13 protein-coding genes are annotated in these 16522 nt (G+C 61.5%); 7 read left to right on the plus strand and 6 right to left on the minus strand.

From position 1 onward, the window contains the following. Window positions 1-42 precede the first annotated feature (42 nt). The 4 genes from parE (at window position 43) to QK296_RS14785 (ending at window position 6164) form a co-directional block, all read left to right on the plus strand. Complete coding sequence (parE, locus tag QK296_RS14770) at window positions 43-1947, plus strand: DNA topoisomerase IV subunit B (protein WP_003188026.1); 1905 nt, start codon at window positions 43-45, stop codon at window positions 1945-1947. Further along, window positions 1947-2942 (plus strand): esterase-like activity of phytase family protein, encoded by a 996-nt coding sequence (locus QK296_RS14775; protein ID WP_282391054.1) that lies wholly within the window; start codon window positions 1947-1949, stop codon window positions 2940-2942. The genes parE and QK296_RS14775 overlap by 1 nt, the downstream gene beginning before the upstream one ends. Window positions 2943-3012: 70 nt before the next feature. Then, complete coding sequence (parC, locus tag QK296_RS14780) at window positions 3013-5277, plus strand: DNA topoisomerase IV subunit A (protein ID WP_034134750.1); 2265 nt, start codon at window positions 3013-3015, stop codon at window positions 5275-5277. A 173-nt stretch (window positions 5278-5450) separates the two neighbouring features. Continuing rightward, window positions 5451-6164, plus strand: coding sequence for an ABC-type transport auxiliary lipoprotein family protein (locus QK296_RS14785; protein WP_282391055.1), 714 nt, complete (start codon window positions 5451-5453; stop codon window positions 6162-6164). A gap of 173 nt (window positions 6165-6337) precedes the next feature. On the opposite strand, the gene QK296_RS14790 is transcribed toward QK296_RS14785, so the two are convergent. Beyond that, entirely contained in the window at window positions 6338-7870 is a 1533-nt protein-coding gene (locus QK296_RS14790; RefSeq protein ID WP_003188033.1) for a HAMP domain-containing protein, read from the minus strand. Between the two features lie 133 nt (window positions 7871-8003). Here QK296_RS14790 and serB point away from each other — a divergent pair, with 133 nt between their 5' ends. Continuing rightward, a complete protein-coding gene (serB, locus tag QK296_RS14795) occupies window positions 8004-9218 on the plus strand; it encodes a phosphoserine phosphatase SerB (protein ID WP_003188034.1) in 1215 nt (404 codons plus the stop codon). A gap of 136 nt (window positions 9219-9354) precedes the next feature. Here serB and asd read toward each other — a convergent pair whose 3' ends face one another. Genes asd through QK296_RS14810 form a run of 3 tightly spaced genes read right to left on the minus strand, consistent with a single transcriptional unit; the run spans window position 9355 to window position 12639 of the window. Beyond that, complete coding sequence (gene asd, locus QK296_RS14800; protein WP_003188035.1) at window positions 9355-10215, minus strand: archaetidylserine decarboxylase; 861 nt, start codon at window positions 10213-10215, stop codon at window positions 9355-9357. A gap of 15 nt (window positions 10216-10230) precedes the next feature. Then, entirely contained in the window at window positions 10231-11046 is an 816-nt protein-coding gene (locus QK296_RS14805; protein WP_034134751.1) for a rhodanese-like domain-containing protein, read from the minus strand. Between the two features lie 57 nt (window positions 11047-11103). Further along, the gene (locus QK296_RS14810; protein WP_282391056.1) at window positions 11104-12639 is read right to left on the minus strand and encodes an HDOD domain-containing protein; all 1536 of its coding nucleotides are present in this window, start codon (window positions 12637-12639) and stop codon (window positions 11104-11106) included. Between the two features lie 166 nt (window positions 12640-12805). Between QK296_RS14810 and motA the strand changes: the two genes are divergently transcribed. Both motA and motB read left to right on the plus strand, forming a co-directional pair. Continuing rightward, complete coding sequence (gene motA, locus QK296_RS14815; RefSeq protein ID WP_003188041.1) at window positions 12806-13657, plus strand: flagellar motor stator protein MotA; 852 nt, start codon at window positions 12806-12808, stop codon at window positions 13655-13657. A 3-nt stretch (window positions 13658-13660) separates the two neighbouring features. Further along, the gene (gene motB / locus QK296_RS14820) at window positions 13661-14680 is read left to right on the plus strand and encodes a flagellar motor protein MotB (protein ID WP_034134753.1); all 1020 of its coding nucleotides are present in this window, start codon (window positions 13661-13663) and stop codon (window positions 14678-14680) included. Between the two features lie 58 nt (window positions 14681-14738). Here the strand turns inward: motB and QK296_RS14825 are convergent, their stop codons facing one another. Both QK296_RS14825 and rsgA read right to left on the minus strand, forming a co-directional pair. Then, window positions 14739-15134, minus strand: a complete 396-nt coding sequence (locus QK296_RS14825; RefSeq protein WP_032900374.1) for a type II toxin-antitoxin system PemK/MazF family toxin — start codon at window positions 15132-15134, stop codon at window positions 14739-14741. Between the two features lie 286 nt (window positions 15135-15420). Then, window positions 15421-16452, minus strand: a complete 1032-nt coding sequence (gene rsgA, locus QK296_RS14830; RefSeq protein WP_003188044.1) for a small ribosomal subunit biogenesis GTPase RsgA — start codon at window positions 16450-16452, stop codon at window positions 15421-15423. Between the last annotated feature and the right edge of the window lie 70 nt (window positions 16453-16522).

Below are 16522 nucleotides of genomic sequence, written 5' to 3' on the forward strand. Positions count from 1 at the left end.
TCGCAGGTCACTTTTTAATCGAACGACTCACGACGAGACCCCATGGCCACTCCCAGCGCTAGCTCTTATAACGCCGACGCCATCGAAGTCCTCTCGGGCCTCGACCCGGTGCGCAAACGCCCCGGCATGTACACCGACACCAGTCGGCCGAACCACCTTGCCCAGGAAGTCATCGACAACAGCGTCGACGAAGCCTTGGCCGGGCACGCCAAGTCGGTGCAAGTCATCCTTCACGCCGACCATTCCCTGGAAGTGTCCGACGACGGTCGTGGCATGCCGGTGGACATTCACCCCGAAGAGGGTGTGCCGGGCGTCGAGCTGATCCTTACCAAGCTGCATGCCGGCGGCAAGTTCTCCAACAAGAACTACCAGTTCTCCGGCGGTTTGCACGGCGTGGGTATTTCCGTGGTCAACGCGCTGTCGACCCTGGTGCGGGTCAAGGTCAAGCGCGATGGCAACGAGTACCAGATGACTTTCGCCGATGGCTACAAAGCCACCGACCTGGAAGTGATCGGCACCGTGGGCAAGCGCAACACCGGCACCAGCGTGTACTTTGCGCCGGACCCCAAGTATTTCGATTCGCCCAAATTCTCCATCAGCCGCCTCAAGCACGTGCTCAAGGCCAAGGCTGTGTTGTGCCCGGGGCTGCTGGTCAGCTTTGAAGACAAAGGTACCGGCGAGAAGGTCGAGTGGCACTACGAAGACGGCCTGCGCTCTTACCTGGAAGACTCGGTCAGCGACTTCGAACGCCTGCCCAACGAGCCGTTCTGCGGCAGCCTGTCGGGTAATAAAGAAGCGGTGGACTGGGCGCTGCTGTGGTTGCCCGAAGGTGGCGACAGCGTGCAGGAAAGCTACGTCAACCTGATCCCCACGGCCCAGGGCGGCACCCACGTCAACGGTTTGCGCCAAGGCTTGCTGGATGCCATGCGTGAATTCTGCGAATACCGCAGCCTGTTGCCGCGCGGCGTCAAACTGGCGCCGGAAGACGTGTGGGAGCGCATCGCGTTCGTGCTGTCGATGAAGATGCAGGAACCGCAATTTTCCGGCCAGACCAAAGAGCGCCTGTCGTCCCGCGAGGCGGCGGCGTTTGTCTCTGGCGTGGTCAAGGACGCGTTCAGCCTGTGGCTCAACGAGCACCCCGAGCTGGGCCTGGCCCTGGCGGAACTGGCGATCAACAACGCCGGCCGTCGCTTGAAAGCCAGCAAGAAGGTCGAGCGCAAGCGCATCACCCAGGGCCCGGCACTGCCGGGCAAACTGGCCGATTGCGCCGGGCAAGACCCGATGCGTTCCGAGCTGTTCCTGGTGGAAGGTGACTCCGCCGGCGGTTCCGCCAAGCAAGCGCGGGACAAGGAGTTCCAGGCGATCCTGCCGTTGCGCGGCAAGATCCTCAACACCTGGGAAGTCGATGGCAGCGAAGTGCTGGCCAGCCAGGAAGTGCATAACATCGCGGTCGCCATCGGCGTCGATCCGGGCGCGGCAGACATGAGCCAGTTGCGCTACGGCAAGATCTGTATCCTCGCCGACGCCGACTCTGACGGCCTGCACATTGCTACCTTGCTGTGCGCGTTGTTCGTGCAGCATTTCCGCCCGTTGGTGGATGCCGGTCACGTCTATGTCGCCATGCCGCCGCTGTACCGCATCGACCTGGGCAAGGAAATTTTCTACGCCCTGGACGAAGCCGAGCGCGATGGCATCCTTGACCGCCTGGTGGCCGAGAAGAAACGCGGCAAGCCACAGGTCACGCGATTCAAGGGCCTGGGTGAAATGAACCCGCCGCAACTGCGCGAAACCACCATGGACCCGAACACCCGGCGCCTGGTGCAGTTGACCCTGGAAGACTTCGCCGCCACCTCGGAAATGATGGACATGCTGCTGGCGAAGAAACGCGCCGGCGACCGCAAGACCTGGCTTGAATCCAAAGGCAACCTGGCCGAGGTACTGGGCTGATGCGCACAGGCGTCGCCCTGGCGATCCTGATGTTGAGCGGGCTGGCGGTCACCCAGGTGGCTGCCGCGCCCATGGCAGAGCTCAAGCTGGTCTCGGAACACCCGGTGGACGGCATGCGCGGCGGGAACCTGTCGGGCCTGGCGTTATGTGACAACGAGCTGTGGACGGTTTCGGACCGCGATGATGACCAGATCTACCGCCTGGATACCCGTGCGCCGGCCTGGAGCGCGCAAGCGCTGAAGATCGACGTGCCGCCCGTGCCCGAGTCCGGCCTGCCTTGGGGCTTGCGTTCGCGCACCAAGGCCGCTTCGTTTATACGCGGCGGTGACCTGGACTTTGAAGGCATCAGCTGTGATGCCGCAGGTAACCGCTACATTGTCAGCGAAGCCCATGCCGCGGTGTTGCAGGTGCCCGCGACGGGCGCGCCCGAATGGTTGAAAATCGCGCCGGGCATGGTGCGTGAAGCCAGGGCCAGTGGCATGTTGCTGCACTTTAATGCCTTGTTCGAAGGCCTGGCGGTGAACCCTGAAGGCAATCAGATCTGGCTGGCTGCCGAGCGCGAACGCCGTGGCCTGGTCTCGATCAAGCGTGGGCAGAGCGTATGGGATTGCGATGGTCGTTGTGTATTGTTGAGCGAGGCCGGCCAGGAAGTGCAGCCGGCGCAGTTCCCCAACGCCAAGGCCGTGTCCAAGGACTTTGCCGACTTGTCGCTGTTCAACGGCAAGCTGTTTACCCTGGAGCGCAATGCGTTCCAGATCTGCCGGCGCGACCCGCTCACGGCCAAGGTTGAGCAGTGCTGGTCGTTTGCCGACGAAGCCCTGACGCCGCAGCGACGTTACCCCCAGTCGTATGGCCTGGCTGAAGCCCTGTTGGTGGATGCCGACGGTGCCTGGGTCGGGATCGACAACAATTTCGGCCCGCGTGCCGATGGTGAAAAACGTCCGATGGTCTATCGTTTCGCCGCCCCGGACGGCGGCTGGAGTGCCCAGCCATGAATCGAGATTTTTTTGAATTGAATCAGCGCAGCGGCAGTTCCGCTGCGCCTTACCCCATGATGAGGCCCGCATGAGTGACATCCTCGCAGACAGTTTAGATGGCGTAGAACGCCGGTCGCTGGCTGAATTCACCGAAAATGCCTACCTCAACTACTCCATGTACGTGATCATGGACCGTGCCTTGCCGCATATCGGCGACGGCCTGAAGCCCGTGCAACGGCGCATTATCTACGCCATGAGTGAGTTGGGCCTGGACGCTGATTCCAAGCACAAGAAATCGGCGCGTACTGTCGGTGACGTGCTGGGTAAATTCCACCCCCACGGCGATTCGGCGTGCTATGAAGCCATGGTGCTGATGGCCCAGCCGTTCAGCTACCGCTATACCCTGGTGGACGGCCAGGGTAACTGGGGTGCACCGGATGACCCCAAATCCTTCGCCGCCATGCGTTACACCGAGGCGCGGCTGTCGCGTTATTCCGAAGTGCTGCTCAGCGAGCTGGGCCAGGGCACGGCCGACTGGGGCCCGAACTTTGACGGCACCCTCGACGAACCTCTGGTTTTGCCGGCGCGTTTGCCGAATATCCTGCTCAATGGCACCACCGGTATTGCGGTCGGCATGGCCACCGACGTGCCGCCGCACAACCTGCGCGAAGTCGCCACCGCCTGCGTGCGCTTGCTGGATGAGCCCAAGGCTACGGTCGAGCAGCTGTGCGAGCATATCCAGGGCCCGGATTACCCGACCGAAGCAGAAATCATCACGCCGCGCGCCGACCTGCTGAAGATGTACGAAACCGGCAAGGGCTCGGTGCGTATGCGCGCCGTGTACCACATCGAAGACGGCGACATTATTGTGACCGCGCTGCCGCACCAGGTATCGGGTGCCAAGGTGCTGGAGCAAATCGCCGCGTTGATGCAGGCCAAGCCGTCGAAGTTGCCGCAAGTGACCGACCTGCGTGACGAGTCCGACCACGAGAACCCGTGCCGCATCGTGATCATCCCGACCAACAGCCGGGTGGATCATGAAGTGCTGATGCAGCACTTGTTTGCCAGCACCGACCTAGAGTCCAGCTACCGTGTCAACGTCAACATCATTGGCCTGGACGGCAAGCCGCAGTTGAAGAACCTGCGCAATCTGCTGGTGGAATGGCTGGAATTCCGCGTGCAGACCGTGCGTCGCCGCCTGCAATTTCGCCTCGACAAGGTCGAGCGCCGTCTGCACCTGTTGGACGGTTTGCTGATTGCCTACCTCAACCTGGATGAAGTGATTCATATCATCCGTACCGCCGAGCACCCGAAGGCCGAGCTGATCGCGCGTTTCGAGCTGAGCGAAATCCAGGCGGACTACATCCTCGACACCCGCTTGCGCCAGTTGGCACGTCTGGAAGAAATGAAGCTGCGCGACGAGCAGGATGCGCTGCTCAAGGAACAAGCCAAGCTGCAAGCCCTGCTGGGCAGCGAAGCCAAGCTCAAGAAGCTGGTGCGCAGCGAACTGATCAAAGACGCAGAAACCTATGGCGATGACCGTCGCTCGCCTATCGTCGAGCGCGCTGAAGCCAAGGCGCTGACCGAAACCGAGCTGTTGCCCAACGAGAAAATTACCGTCGTTTTGTCGGAAAAGGGTTGGGTTCGCTCCGCCAAAGGGCATGATATTGACGCCACCGGCCTTTCGTACAAAGCCGGTGATGGCTTCAAGACCGCTGCCGCGGGGCGCTCTAATCAGTTTGCGGTGTTTATCGATTCGACGGGGCGCAGTTATTCGGTGCCGGCCCACACCCTGCCGTCTGCACGGGGGCAGGGCGAGCCGTTGACCGGGCGCCTTACGCCGCCACCGGGGGCGAATTTCGAGTGCGTGCTGTTGCCGGATGACGATTCGCTGTATGTCATCGCCTCCGACGCCGGTTACGGCTTCGTGGTCAAGGGCGAAGACCTGCAGGCCAAAAACAAGGCGGGCAAGGCGCTGTTGAGCCTGCCGAACAACGCCAAGGTGATTCTGCCAAGGCCGGTGGAGGACCGTGAAAGCAACTGGCTGGCGTCGGTGACCACCGAAGGGCGCTTGCTGGTGTTCAAGATCAGCGACTTGCCGCAGCTGGGCAAGGGTAAAGGCAACAAGATTATCGGGATTCCCGGTGACCGGGTGGCCAGTCGCGAAGAGTATGTGACTGACATCGCCGTCATCCCGGAAGGCTCTACCCTGGTGCTCCAGGCTGGCAAGCGCACGTTGTCATTGCGCCCTGACGACCTAGAACACTACAAGGGTGAGCGTGGCCGGCGGGGTAACAAACTGCCACGAGGTTTCCAGCGAGTGGATGCCTTGCTGGTCGAAACGCCGGTTTAATCGGTACTAGAGGCCTCGATCTACGATTTAACGCGTAGATCGATGCTTTCGCGCTGGAGTCATGGCGCATATTCACGGATGATATGGCCTTTCCAGCGCCGGCGTGGCCGAGCGTGTTCAGGTTATTTTTAGTATTACATTGTGGTTCGCCTTGTGGCAGCCACTTGGATGGGATGATGACTGCTCCACGCCTTCCTCTATTTTTGATGCTCGCTGGCCTTTTGGGGTTGGCGGGTTGCAGCACACACCAACCCGTGTCGCTGTACCAGCTGGACAGCGGAAGTCCGGCTCAGCCAGCCCAAACCGCTGGCATGGCAGTATTGCTGGGGCCGGTGGTCGTTGCCGATTACCTGCAACGCGAAACCCTGCTTCAACGTCAGAGCGACGGCAGCCTGCAAGGTTCCACAGATGGTCGTTGGGCCGGTAGCCTGTCGTCGGATATCAACCAGTTGATGTTGCGTCAGGTCGCCGGCCAGCTGGACAGCCAGCGTGTGGTCCTGGCACCGGGGCCCTCCGGGTTCACTCCGGATGTACAGGTGTTGCTGACCATTACGCGGCTGGATTCCGGCAAGTCGCAACCGGCGATCCTGGATGCGCAGTGGCGCCTGATCGACCGTCGCGGGCAGGTGCGGGACAACCGCATTGTGCACCTGCAGGAAGAACACGCCGGCACCACCGCGTCCCAGGTCCAGGCCCAGGGTGTGCTGTTGCAGCACCTGGCGCAGCAGTTGTCGGTGGCACTCAAGCCATTGGCCAACCAGCCACCAATTGCCGAAGTGCAACCGCGTAAACAGGCCCCGGCCCAGGCCAAGCCTGCGGCCCCGGAAAAACCGAAGATGCCGATGGCCACGCCGATTCGTACGGACTTGGAAGTGTTCAGGTTCTGATCTGAATCGCGCACAAACAAAAGGCCCGCTGAATAAGCGGGCCTTTTTATTGGGCTGCTCTGTAGGAGCGAGCTTGCTCGCGAAAAGCGTCAACGATAACGCGTGCTTTCTGAATAAACGCGGCGTCTGTGAGTTTTTCGCGAGCAAGCTCGCTCCTACAAAAGGCCTTAGCCTCAGGGCTTACGGGTCTCGTGCATCCGCGCCAACTGTCGCTCCAGCATCGACGGATACGGCTCCATCAATCGCTCCACACAGCTGGCCCCCTCAGGGCTGGCAATCGGGCGGATACGCGCGCGTTGGCGGATCAGTGTGTCTTCGCTGATCTTGCGCTCCACCAACAGCAGGTTGCGGCTGTGCTGGGACAGGGCCAGGGCATCCTGGGCGATTTCAGTGAGCAGCAGGTCGATCTGGCTCATGCCAAACAGGTCGTCACCCACGGTCAGGCCCAGCTGCAGTTGCAGGGTAATGCCGCTGTCGGCCACTTCGATCTGCAGGGCGTGGCCCAGGGCGCGCAGCAGTTCGCCGCAGCAGATGGCATTGGTCAGGTAGTCTTCGCCACTGTCTTCGCTGTGGAACAGCATCAACGTGCTGCCATCGTTCAGGGTATGCAGTTCGCTCTGGTAGAGCGAAGCGGCCTGGTCGAGGCAGTCGCGGTAGCGTTCGAGCAGTTCGGTCAGGCGGGCACGGGGCAGGCGGCGCAGTTGCTCCTGGGCACCCAGTTGCACGGCAAGTACGGCACTGTGCTGCGGCTCGGCGTTCTTGACCACAACCGGTTTCGGTGCGGCAAGCGGTGCTACTGCCGAGGTGTCGCGCAGGTCGGCGAACGGGTCTTCGTCGTCCAGCTCGTCTTCCTCGGCCTTGATCACATGGCGCGGTGCAGGCTTGAGGCCGGCCACCGGGGCGCTGTCATCGAAGCCTGGGTCGCGCAGGTCGCGCACTTCAAACTCAGGCTCGTCGTTGTAGTCCTCGGTGTCGTCGTACTCAGGCTCGGGCTCGACTTCAGGCGCTTTCGGCTCCGGGGCAAAGCTGGCGTGGAGCTGGCGCGCGAGGTCGCCGATTTCATCCTGGCGATCGGTAGCCGGGGTGTGTTCGTCGATATCCCGCAGCCAGATGCGCAGTTGCATCAACGGCGTGGAAATATGCCGACCCAGGCGCAGGCTCAAGGCCAGGGCCAAAGCCAGCAGGATCGCGCTCAGGATGCCCATGCTTTGCAGGCTGATGGTCATCGGCTGCTGGAACTGTTGCATATCAAGGCTGATACGCAGTTGGCCGGCCTTCACGTCCTGGAACGTAATATTGCTCTGGTACAGGCCTTCGGCCTCACCGAGCAGGCCGTTTTTCGGGCGCTGCCCGGCCTCGGCCATGATCCGGTTGTCCACGCTATAGATAGCGGCGTGGGCCACCAGCGGGTTCTTGGTCAGGTTGTTGAGCAACACGTTGAGGCTGAGGATGTCGTTGGACACCAGCAACTCAGTCGCCGAAGTGGCGGTCTGGGTTGTCAGGCTTGCGCCCAGGGCATCAGCCTGCTCGTGCATGGCCTGCTTGAACTGCAAACCCATCACGCAGGCGTAGATCACCAGGGCCAGAGCGACCAGGATCACGTTATGGCTGGCGATGCGCAATGCAATCGGTACACGGCGATGGCGCAGTGCCCGGAAGATCAGCAGGAAGAAGTTATCGGTTTTTACTGGCGTGGGCCGGTTCACTTGCGCTCGGCTCTTGGTCCGTGAAGTTGACGCGCAGTATAGCGACAGGCCCATGGCCGGCAAAGCGCTGGCTGTGCCCGATGGTCACTGAAAGTGGGTAGAATGCGGTTTTTTTCCAGCCTGGGGGTGCGCTTTGCGCGAAATTGTCCTGATCAACATCACGGGTGAAGACCGACCGGGTCTCACCGCAGCCATTACCGGCGTCCTGGCCCAGGGTGGTGTGAACATTCTCGACATCGGCCAGGCGGTGATCCACGACACCTTGTCGTTCGGCATCCTGGTGGAAATCCCCAGCACCGAACAGGCCTCCTCGGTACTCAAGGACATCCTGTTTACGGCGTATAAGCTCGATCAACAGGTGCGTTTCACCCCGGTGTCCGAAGCTGACTACCAGCACTGGGTCGAAGGTCAGGGCAAAAAGCGCCATATTGTCACGCTGTTGACCCGCAAGGTAACGGCTGAGCAGCTGCAGCGCGTCAGCTCCATTACCGCGCAGTACGGATTGAATATCGACCATATCGACCGTCTGTCGGGTCGCATGCCATTGGACACTCCGGCCGACAAAGGCAAGGGCTGCATCGAGTTCTCCGTACGCGGCGAACCGGCTGACGCGCAAGCGCTGCGCGCCGACTTCCTGAGCGTGGCCCAGGAGCTGAATGTCGATATCGCTTTCCAGGAAGACTCCCTGTTCCGTCGCAACCGCCGTCTGGCGGTGTTCGACATGGACTCCACCTTGATCGAAGCCGAAGTCATCGACGAGTTGGCCAAAGCGGCCGGTGTGGGCGAGCAAGTTTCTGAGATTACTGAGCGCGCGATGGCCGGCGAGCTGGATTTCCGTGCCAGCTTCAAGGAGCGTCTGGCGCTGCTCAAGGGCCTGGACGTGGGCGTGCTGGATTCGATCGGCGCGTCGCTGCGCCTGACTGAAGGCGCAGAAACCCTGTTCGCCGAACTCAAGCGCCTGGGCTACAAGACCGCCATCCTGTCCGGCGGCTTCACTTACTTCGCCAAGCAGTTGCAGGCCAAGCTGGGCATTGACTATGTATTCGCCAACGAGCTGGAAGTGGTGGATGGCAAAGTGACTGGCGTGGCGGTGGAGCCGATCGTCGACGCGCAACGCAAGGCCGACCTGCTCAAGGAATTGGCCCACAAGGAAGGCTTGCGTCTGGAGCAGACCATCGCGGTCGGCGACGGCGCCAATGACCTACCGATGCTGGCGATTGCCGGGTTGGGCGTGGCGTTCCGTGCCAAGCCGTTGGTCAAGCAATCGGCCAAGCAGGCGATTTCGACCTTGGGGTTGGATGGCGTGCTGTACCTGCTGGGCTTGCGTGACCGCGACGGTCAGCTATAAGCCGATCTCACTGTCACTGGAGGCGTTCCCACGCTCCGCGTGGGAACGCCTCCAGTGACGCTCTGCGTCACGCTTTGGGCGCAGAGCGCCTCGGGCTGCATTCCCACGCGGAGCGTGGGAACGATCAACTGCAATATCAGGCTTTTGGCAGTGCGATACCCTGGCCCATCTGCACCGGCGTACCCGCTGCCAGCTCCTCAGCCCACTTCACCTGGTCCGGCCCGAACAGCACGATGGCGGTCGATCCCAGTTTGAAACGACCCAGTTCCGCACCTTTTTCCAGATGAATCGGCGCGCGGGCGGCTTCGTCGTAGCGAAAGGTTTTCAGCTCGCGCTTGGGCGGCGTCACCAAGCCTGCCCACACGGTTTCAATCGAAGCAACGATCATCGCACCCACCAACACCACGGCCATCGGGCCGCGTTCGGTGTCGAACAAGCAGACAGCACGCTCGTTACGGGCGAACAACTCCGGCACGTTTTCGGCGGTGGTCTGGTTGACCGAGAAAATCCGACCCGGCACATACACCATCTCGCGCAGGGTACCGGCCAATGGCATGTGCACCCGGTGGTAGTCCTTGGGCGACAGGTAAATAGTCGCGAACTCGCCGCCCATGAACGGCGCAGCCATCGCCGCATCGCCACCGAGCAGTTCCAGCACGCTGAAGCTGTGGCCCTTGGCCTGGAAGATACGGCCATGTTCGATCGGGCCTAGCTGGCTGACCGCGCCGTCGGCAGGGCTCAGGACTGCGCCTGGGGTTGGATCCAACGGGCGGGCACCGTCTTTCAGCGCGCGGGTGAAGAAGGCGTTGAAGTGCTCGTAGGCGCTCAGGTCTTCCACCAGGGCCTGGGACATGTCCACCTGGTAGCGCTTGGCGAACCAGGCAGTGAAGGCGTTCTTGAACCAGCGCACGCGGCACTCGGCGATACAGCCGGCCAGGCGCGACAGCAAGTGGTGCGGCAGCAAGTACTGGCTGAGGATAAACAACTGCTTTTTCATAACTGTCCTTAAACCTTAAATCTCAACGGGGGTGTCGGGGTGGTTGCCCCATTCGCCCCAGGAACCGGCATAACCTTTGACTCGCGGATAACCGAGCGCCTTGGCCACCAGGTAGGTGAAGCCAGAGCGGTGGTGAGTCTGGCAGTGGGTGATGATTTCTTTGTCTTTGGTCAGCCCGAGGTCTTCGAGGATCTGCGGCATGTCACGGCGAATACGCAGGTTGCGCGCCTTGTCCATGCCGGCGGTCCATTCGAAGTTCACCGCGCCGGGAATGTGGCCGCCCTTGGCTGCGAGCACTTTCTCGCCGGAATACTCCAGCGGGCCACGAGCGTCCCAGATCCCCAGGTCGGCCGCACCGAGACGGCTTTGCAGGTACTCACGGGTGGCGGTAGGGCCGTCGTGCAGCGTGAGGCTGACCGGGCCGCCGGCTGCCGGGGGCACATCGGTGGAAAGCGGGTGCCCTTCCTCCAGCCATGCCAGCAGGCCGCCGTCGAGGTAGTGATATTTCTGGTGGCCGATCACGTCGAGCATCCAGATAAAGCGCCCGGCCCAACCGCCGCCTTCGTCGTCATAGACCACATAGGTGGCGTCCGGGGTGTGGCCCAGTTCGCCGAACAGTTTTTCCAGGTCGGCCTTGCTCGGCAGCAGCCCGGGTGCGGGTGGCTGGCCCAGTTGGGTGCGCTTGGGGTCAACGAAATGCGCGCCGGGGATATGCCCTTCGGCGTAGCGGGCGGCACTGGTGAGGTCCACCAATATCAAGTGCTTGGAATCGAGGCGACTCAACAGGTCGGCGGATTCGATCACCAGCGGCAAGCCAGAGAAGTCAGGCATGTGAGGTCTCCTGGGCACAAATGTTGGCGATAAAGGCCGGTGATTGTAGCGCAAGCATCAGCCGCTGCGGTTGGTAAAGCTGTGCAGGGCTTTCTCGATGCATTGGGCGGTTTTGCCGAACGCCTGCACGGTGGTTTCCGAGAACGGCCCGCCGCCTTGGTCCGCCACGATCAGCATGACCACGCGGCCGTTGCAGCTCAGTGAGCGCAACAGCAGGTGCTCGCCGATAAACAAGCGACGCAGGATCGGTGGCAGCAAGGCGGAAAACTGCGCATGGTTGTCGGGGTTCAGGCGTACCTGGGCGGACTTTTCCAGCAGGCGTTGCAGCAACGTGCTGTTGACCACATCCAGGCTCAGGTGAGCTGCGTCCTTGGGCAGGCCGTCGGCCTGGTGCACGCGCAAGGTGCTCAAGGCGCGATCGGCCATGAATATCAGTACCCGCTGCATGCCACTGGCAACCAGAGCTTCCTTGGCGCAAGTGGTCAAGTGCATAGCGTTGGCAAAGCGGCTCGGCTCCACCAGCAACTCGGTGCATCGCGTGCGCCACACGGCCAAGGCTTCGGCAGTCGGAGGCGGTGCAGGCAACAAGCCGCGATGGACCTTCTGCACATGCCACGGCCAGATCAGCGACAGCGCCGGGTGCCAGAGGTCGGGCATCAAGGTGGTACGAGCGCTGGTCACCGCTTGCTGGTGGGCTTGCTGTTGCACATCGCTCAATGGCGCTTGCAGGTACAGCGCCGTCAGGTATTGCCAGCGCTCGGTGTGCGCGCAGGTCCAGGATTCCTGGGCCGACATCGCCAGGCCATTGGCCAGCAACACGGTGTTGGCCGGCTGGTTCAGCCAGCGTCGTAGGTTGGGCTCGGCATCGAGCAATTGCTGGTGGCGCAGGGCATCGTCTTGGCGGGCAATGTGCAGCGCCTTGACCAGCAGGCGTTGCTCGGCCAACAGCAACTTGTAGCCCTGTGAAACCCAGATCGGCAGGTGCCAGGCTTCGGTCAAGCCCAGGCACAGGTCAAGCAAACGCACGCCGAACAGCTGTTGCTCGACCTGACGCGCCGATTGGCCTTTATGGATCACCCGCAACTCCCACTCCTCCAGAAGCTTGGGGTAGGCGACGGCCATCGGCCACAGTGGCGACAAAAACAGCAGGCTGCCCCAGTGGATGTCCTGCCACAACCGCGCCAGGCGACTGCCGAACAAACCGTTGGCTTGCTGGGATGCGTGCTGGCTGATCAGCAGCAGTTGACGCAAGGCCACGGGGATTTCCCGGGCGGGTACCGAAGGCAGGCGCGCCAGCAGCTCCTCGGCACGTTTGAGGCCAAGACGGTTAAGCGCGACTTCAAGGTTTTCCGCAGGTTCGGCCAGGCTACCATGGGCTTGGCTGTTGGCTTCGCGCATCACGCTCAGCACGAGGGCCGGGCTGTCTTGCATCAGCTCCGCAATATCTCGCAATGAACTGCGGCTATCGCGAATAGCTTTGCACACGCGCTCATGACTGGCCTGGGGCACGGGCAGCAGCACGTCGTCCAGGCACTTGATCCAAGCGGCGAGGGTAGTGGGGCGGTTCGTTGGGACTGTCGTTTCAATTGCCATGATTGGGGCGCGATCATCACTTGCGTTCAACACGCCCGGAACGGGCCGAATTGGCTTTTCGCCTTAACGGGCTATAGTCTGGCGCAGTTTTGCCGATAAGTAGAACAAGAGTTTTCTGCTGCACCCAATATGTCCATGAACCCGACGGCGCAAGTACCCCTCTCCTATGGCTAAAATTATCGGCATCATTGTCGTCATCGCAAGTGTGCTCGGAGGGTACGTCCTCTCCCACGGTAAAATCGCCGCACTGATCCAGCCTTTTGAGGTGCTGATTATCGGCGGTGCCGCGTTCGGCGCATTTTTGCAGGCCAACCCAGGCTATATGACCATGCACGTGGTCAAGAAGTCCTTGGGCATGTTCAGCTCGCGCTTCTCCCACACGTTTTATCTGGAAGTGCTGGGGCTGATCTACGAGATCCTCAACAAGAGCCGCCGCGAAGGCATGATGGCGATCGAAGGCGATATCGAAGACGCCGCGGCCAGCCCGATTTTTGCCAAGTACCCGGCCGTGCTCAAAGACGAGCGCATGACCGCGTATATCTGTGATTACCTGCGCATCATGTCCTCCGGCAACATGGCGCCCCACGAGCTGGAAGGCCTGTTCGACATGGAGTTGTTCAGCCTTAAGGAAGAACTGGAGCATCCTTCCCACGCCGTGACCGGCATCGCCGACGGCATGCCCGGTTTCGGTATTGTCGCGGCGGTACTGGGCATCGTGGTGACCATGGCCTCCCTGGGCGAGGGCGATCAGGCGGCCATCGGCATGCACGTAGGTGCGGCGCTGGTGGGGACCTTCTTCGGTATTCTTGCCGCCTACGGTTTCTTCGGCCCGCTCGCCACTTCCCTGGCCCACGATGCCAAGGAAGAGATCAACCTCTACGAAGCGATCAAGGCGTGCCTGGTGGCATCGGCGTCGGGCATGCCGCCGTCGCTGGCCGTGGAGTTTGGGCGCAAGGTGCTGTACCCCAAACATCGCCCGAGTTTCTCCGAGCTGGAACAAGCGGTTCGCGGTCGCTAAGCCATGGAAAACAACCAGCCGATCATCATCAAGCGCGTCAAGCGCTTCGCTGCGGGGCACCATGGCGGTGCCTGGAAAATCGCCTTCGCCGACTTTGCCACGGCGATGATGGCGTTCTTCCTGGTGCTGTGGCTGATGTCCACCGCTACGCCAGAACAGAAGATCGCCATCGCCGGCTACTTCAAAGACCCGATTGGCTTTTCGGAAAGCGGCACTCCGTTTGTCATTGACCTGGGCGGCTCGCCGGAACTGGCGCCCGAGCGCACCATCAACCCGGAAGTGCAAACGGAGTCGCCCCAGGAAAAAATTCCGATTGAGCGCGACACTGTCGAGTCCATGGCCGAACAGGTCGAACAGGAGCGTCTGGAACTGTTGCTGCAGGAATTGCAGAACAAGGTTGAAGAAAACCCACAGTTGCTGAAGTTCAAGGACCAGATTTCTTTCGAGATCACCCCCGAGGGGCTGCGCATCCAGATTACCGATGCGGCCAACCGGCCGATGTTCGACTCTGGCAGTGCGCGCTTGAAGCCGTACTTTGAAGACATCCTGCTGGCCATGGCTGACACCATCAAGGCGGTGCCGAACAAGATCAGCATCAGCGGGCATACCGACGCCAAGCCCTACGCGGGCCAGGGCGATTTCGGCAACTGGGAACTCTCGGCCAACCGCGCCAATGCCGCCCGGCGTGCGCTGGTAGCCGGCAGCTACCCGGACCCGCAAGTGGCGCGCGTGGTGGGCTTTGCCTCCTCGCAGCTGTTTGATCCCAAAGACCCGTTCAACCCGGTCAACCGCCGCATTGATATCGTGGTGCTGACCAAAAAAGCCCAGCGTGCGATTGAAGGCGATCAACCACCGCCACCGGCACCGACCCAGGGCGACGGTGCGCCAGGCGAAGTGCCGGCCGACCCCAACGCCCTGCCGCCGGAGCAGGAGCCGCTGCCGGCTCATGAGCTGCGCCAGAAGCTGAACCTGTTTGATGATGGGGGTGTCAAGGACCCTACGGCGCCTGCACCGGGGTCATAATTGATCTATGCGCTGGTAACGAAAACGCCCCGATCATTCGGGGCGTTTTCGTGTGTGTTCAAAGTGGGAGGTACGCTTTGACACCACTGACTACGCCTCGCATGTCGTCGGCGCACAGGCGCGGGACGAAGTACTCCCGACCTTTGGTGCGAGTCTTTCTATGCAACTTGTCGAGGCGCTCAAAGCTGACGGTATAAATCATGTCGCACTTCACCCATAGCTCTTTATAACCATCGGACTGAAGTGGATTGGTGCGTAGCAAATGGTGCCAGTCGTATTGGGTCGCTGGTGCAGTAGAGGAGATTGGCACCACGGTGCAGAGCTTGCGATTGTGGGTCGCGGTAGGCGATATCACGACAACCTTGCGGATCTTCAGCATTTCCGGTGCAACAAAACCTCGGGTGAAGTCACACAGCAAAACGTCGCCTTGTTTGGGGTGATAGTAGAGAGCCAAATGTTAATTCCCCACAAAAAGCAAAGCCGCCCGAAGGCGGCTTCATTCGACACGCAGCGGAGCTTGCTTCGCCCCTTCTGCGCCGCTGGATCAACCCCGAAAAGGATCCAGACTCCTGCCAGCTTTCGCTGGTGACGGAGCAATTATGAGCATCAGGAAATCCGAATACAAGCTGGCTTGTGCGTATCAGCCACCCAGTTGATCCGGATTCTTGATGCCCGCTCCTGTTAAATCAATGGGCTAGGGCGTTCAGCACCCTGGTTTATGTGTATCAAGAAATTGACCGTCAATAACTGCTCTCGGGCAAGCTCGCAATAATCGACCGATAGCTGTTCATCCGCTGCTGCTGCACGCGCCCATCTTCCAGTGCCTTGAGCAACGCACAACCCGGCTCGCGATCGTGTTTGCAGTCGCGGAAGCGGCAGGTGCCGATCAGGTCGTTGAACTCGATGAAGCCGGCCTCCACATCGCTGCGGCTGACGTGGCCCAGGCCGAACTCACGAATACCCGGCGAGTCGATCAACTCGCCGCCGCCCGGGAAGTGGAACAACCGCGCGGTGGTGGTGGTGTGGGTGCCCTGGCCGGACAGTTCAGACAGCGGGCCCACGCGGGTTTCGACTTCCGGCAACAGGCTGTTGACCAGCGACGACTTGCCCACGCCTGACTGGCCGACGAACACGCTGATCCGCCCGTCCAACTGCTGTTGCAGCTGTTCCATGCCGTTGCCGTGGTGAGCCGACACTTCCAGCACCGGGTAGCCCAGGGTGCGGTAGACCGCCAGCAACGCATTGAGCGCCGGGGCGTTCTGCTCGTCGATCAGGTCGAATTTGTTCAGCAGCAGCAACGGACGGATACCAGCATGCTCAGCCGCGACCAGGTAGCGGTCGATCAGGTTGGCATGGGGCTCGGGCAGCGGCGCGAACACGATCACGATCATGTCGACGTTGGCCGCCACCGGCTTGAGCTGCCCACGGCTGTCGGGGCGACGCAGTTCGGTGCTGCGCGGCAACTGCGCGACGATGACGCCGATGCCCTGGTTGCCGGCACGCCACACCACCTTGTCGCCGGTGACCAGCGCAGGCAGGTTGGCGCGCAAGTGGCAACGGAACACCTGGCCTGCGAGTTCGCCTTCGAGCGCCTCGACTTCGACCTGCACACCAAAGTGCGCGATCACCAGGCCCGTTTGTTCGGGGCCCAGGTCGCCGCCCTCGAGCGCTTCCACGGCGGAGGATTCACGTTTGGCGGCGCGGGCGGCGCGTTCACCTTGAATCTTTTCGATGCGCCAGTTTTGGCGACGGTTGAGCTGGCGTTTGGCCATTGGTGTTCCGTGTCGATAATGCAAAAGTTGGGTAAAACGGTCGCGAGTCTAGCACGCCCCCGCCTGCTAA

Origin of the sequence: Pseudomonas sp. AL10 (assembly GCF_029960685.1) — a bacterium.
Classification (GTDB): domain Bacteria; phylum Pseudomonadota; class Gammaproteobacteria; order Pseudomonadales; family Pseudomonadaceae; genus Aquipseudomonas; species Aquipseudomonas lactis.

Excerpts from the sequence above, each read along its gene's own strand:
- parE (WP_003188026.1), top strand. The coding sequence starts at position 43 with ATGGCCACTCCCAGCGCTAGCTCTTATAACGCCGACGCCATCGAAGTC.
- QK296_RS14775 (WP_282391054.1), top strand. The coding sequence starts at position 1,947 with ATGCGCACAGGCGTCGCCCTGGCGATCCTGATGTTGAGCGGGCTGGCG.
- parC (WP_034134750.1), top strand. The coding sequence starts at position 3,013 with ATGAGTGACATCCTCGCAGACAGTTTAGATGGCGTAGAACGCCGGTCG.
- QK296_RS14785 (WP_282391055.1), top strand. The coding sequence starts at position 5,451 with ATGATGACTGCTCCACGCCTTCCTCTATTTTTGATGCTCGCTGGCCTT.
- asd (WP_003188035.1), bottom strand. The coding sequence starts at position 10,215 with ATGAAAAAGCAGTTGTTTATCCTCAGCCAGTACTTGCTGCCGCACCAC.
- QK296_RS14805 (WP_034134751.1), bottom strand. The coding sequence starts at position 11,046 with ATGCCTGACTTCTCTGGCTTGCCGCTGGTGATCGAATCCGCCGACCTG.
- QK296_RS14810 (WP_282391056.1), bottom strand. The coding sequence starts at position 12,639 with ATGGCAATTGAAACGACAGTCCCAACGAACCGCCCCACTACCCTCGCC.
- motA (WP_003188041.1), top strand. The coding sequence starts at position 12,806 with ATGGCTAAAATTATCGGCATCATTGTCGTCATCGCAAGTGTGCTCGGA.
- motB (WP_034134753.1), top strand. The coding sequence starts at position 13,661 with ATGGAAAACAACCAGCCGATCATCATCAAGCGCGTCAAGCGCTTCGCT.
- rsgA (WP_003188044.1), bottom strand. The coding sequence starts at position 16,452 with ATGGCCAAACGCCAGCTCAACCGTCGCCAAAACTGGCGCATCGAAAAG.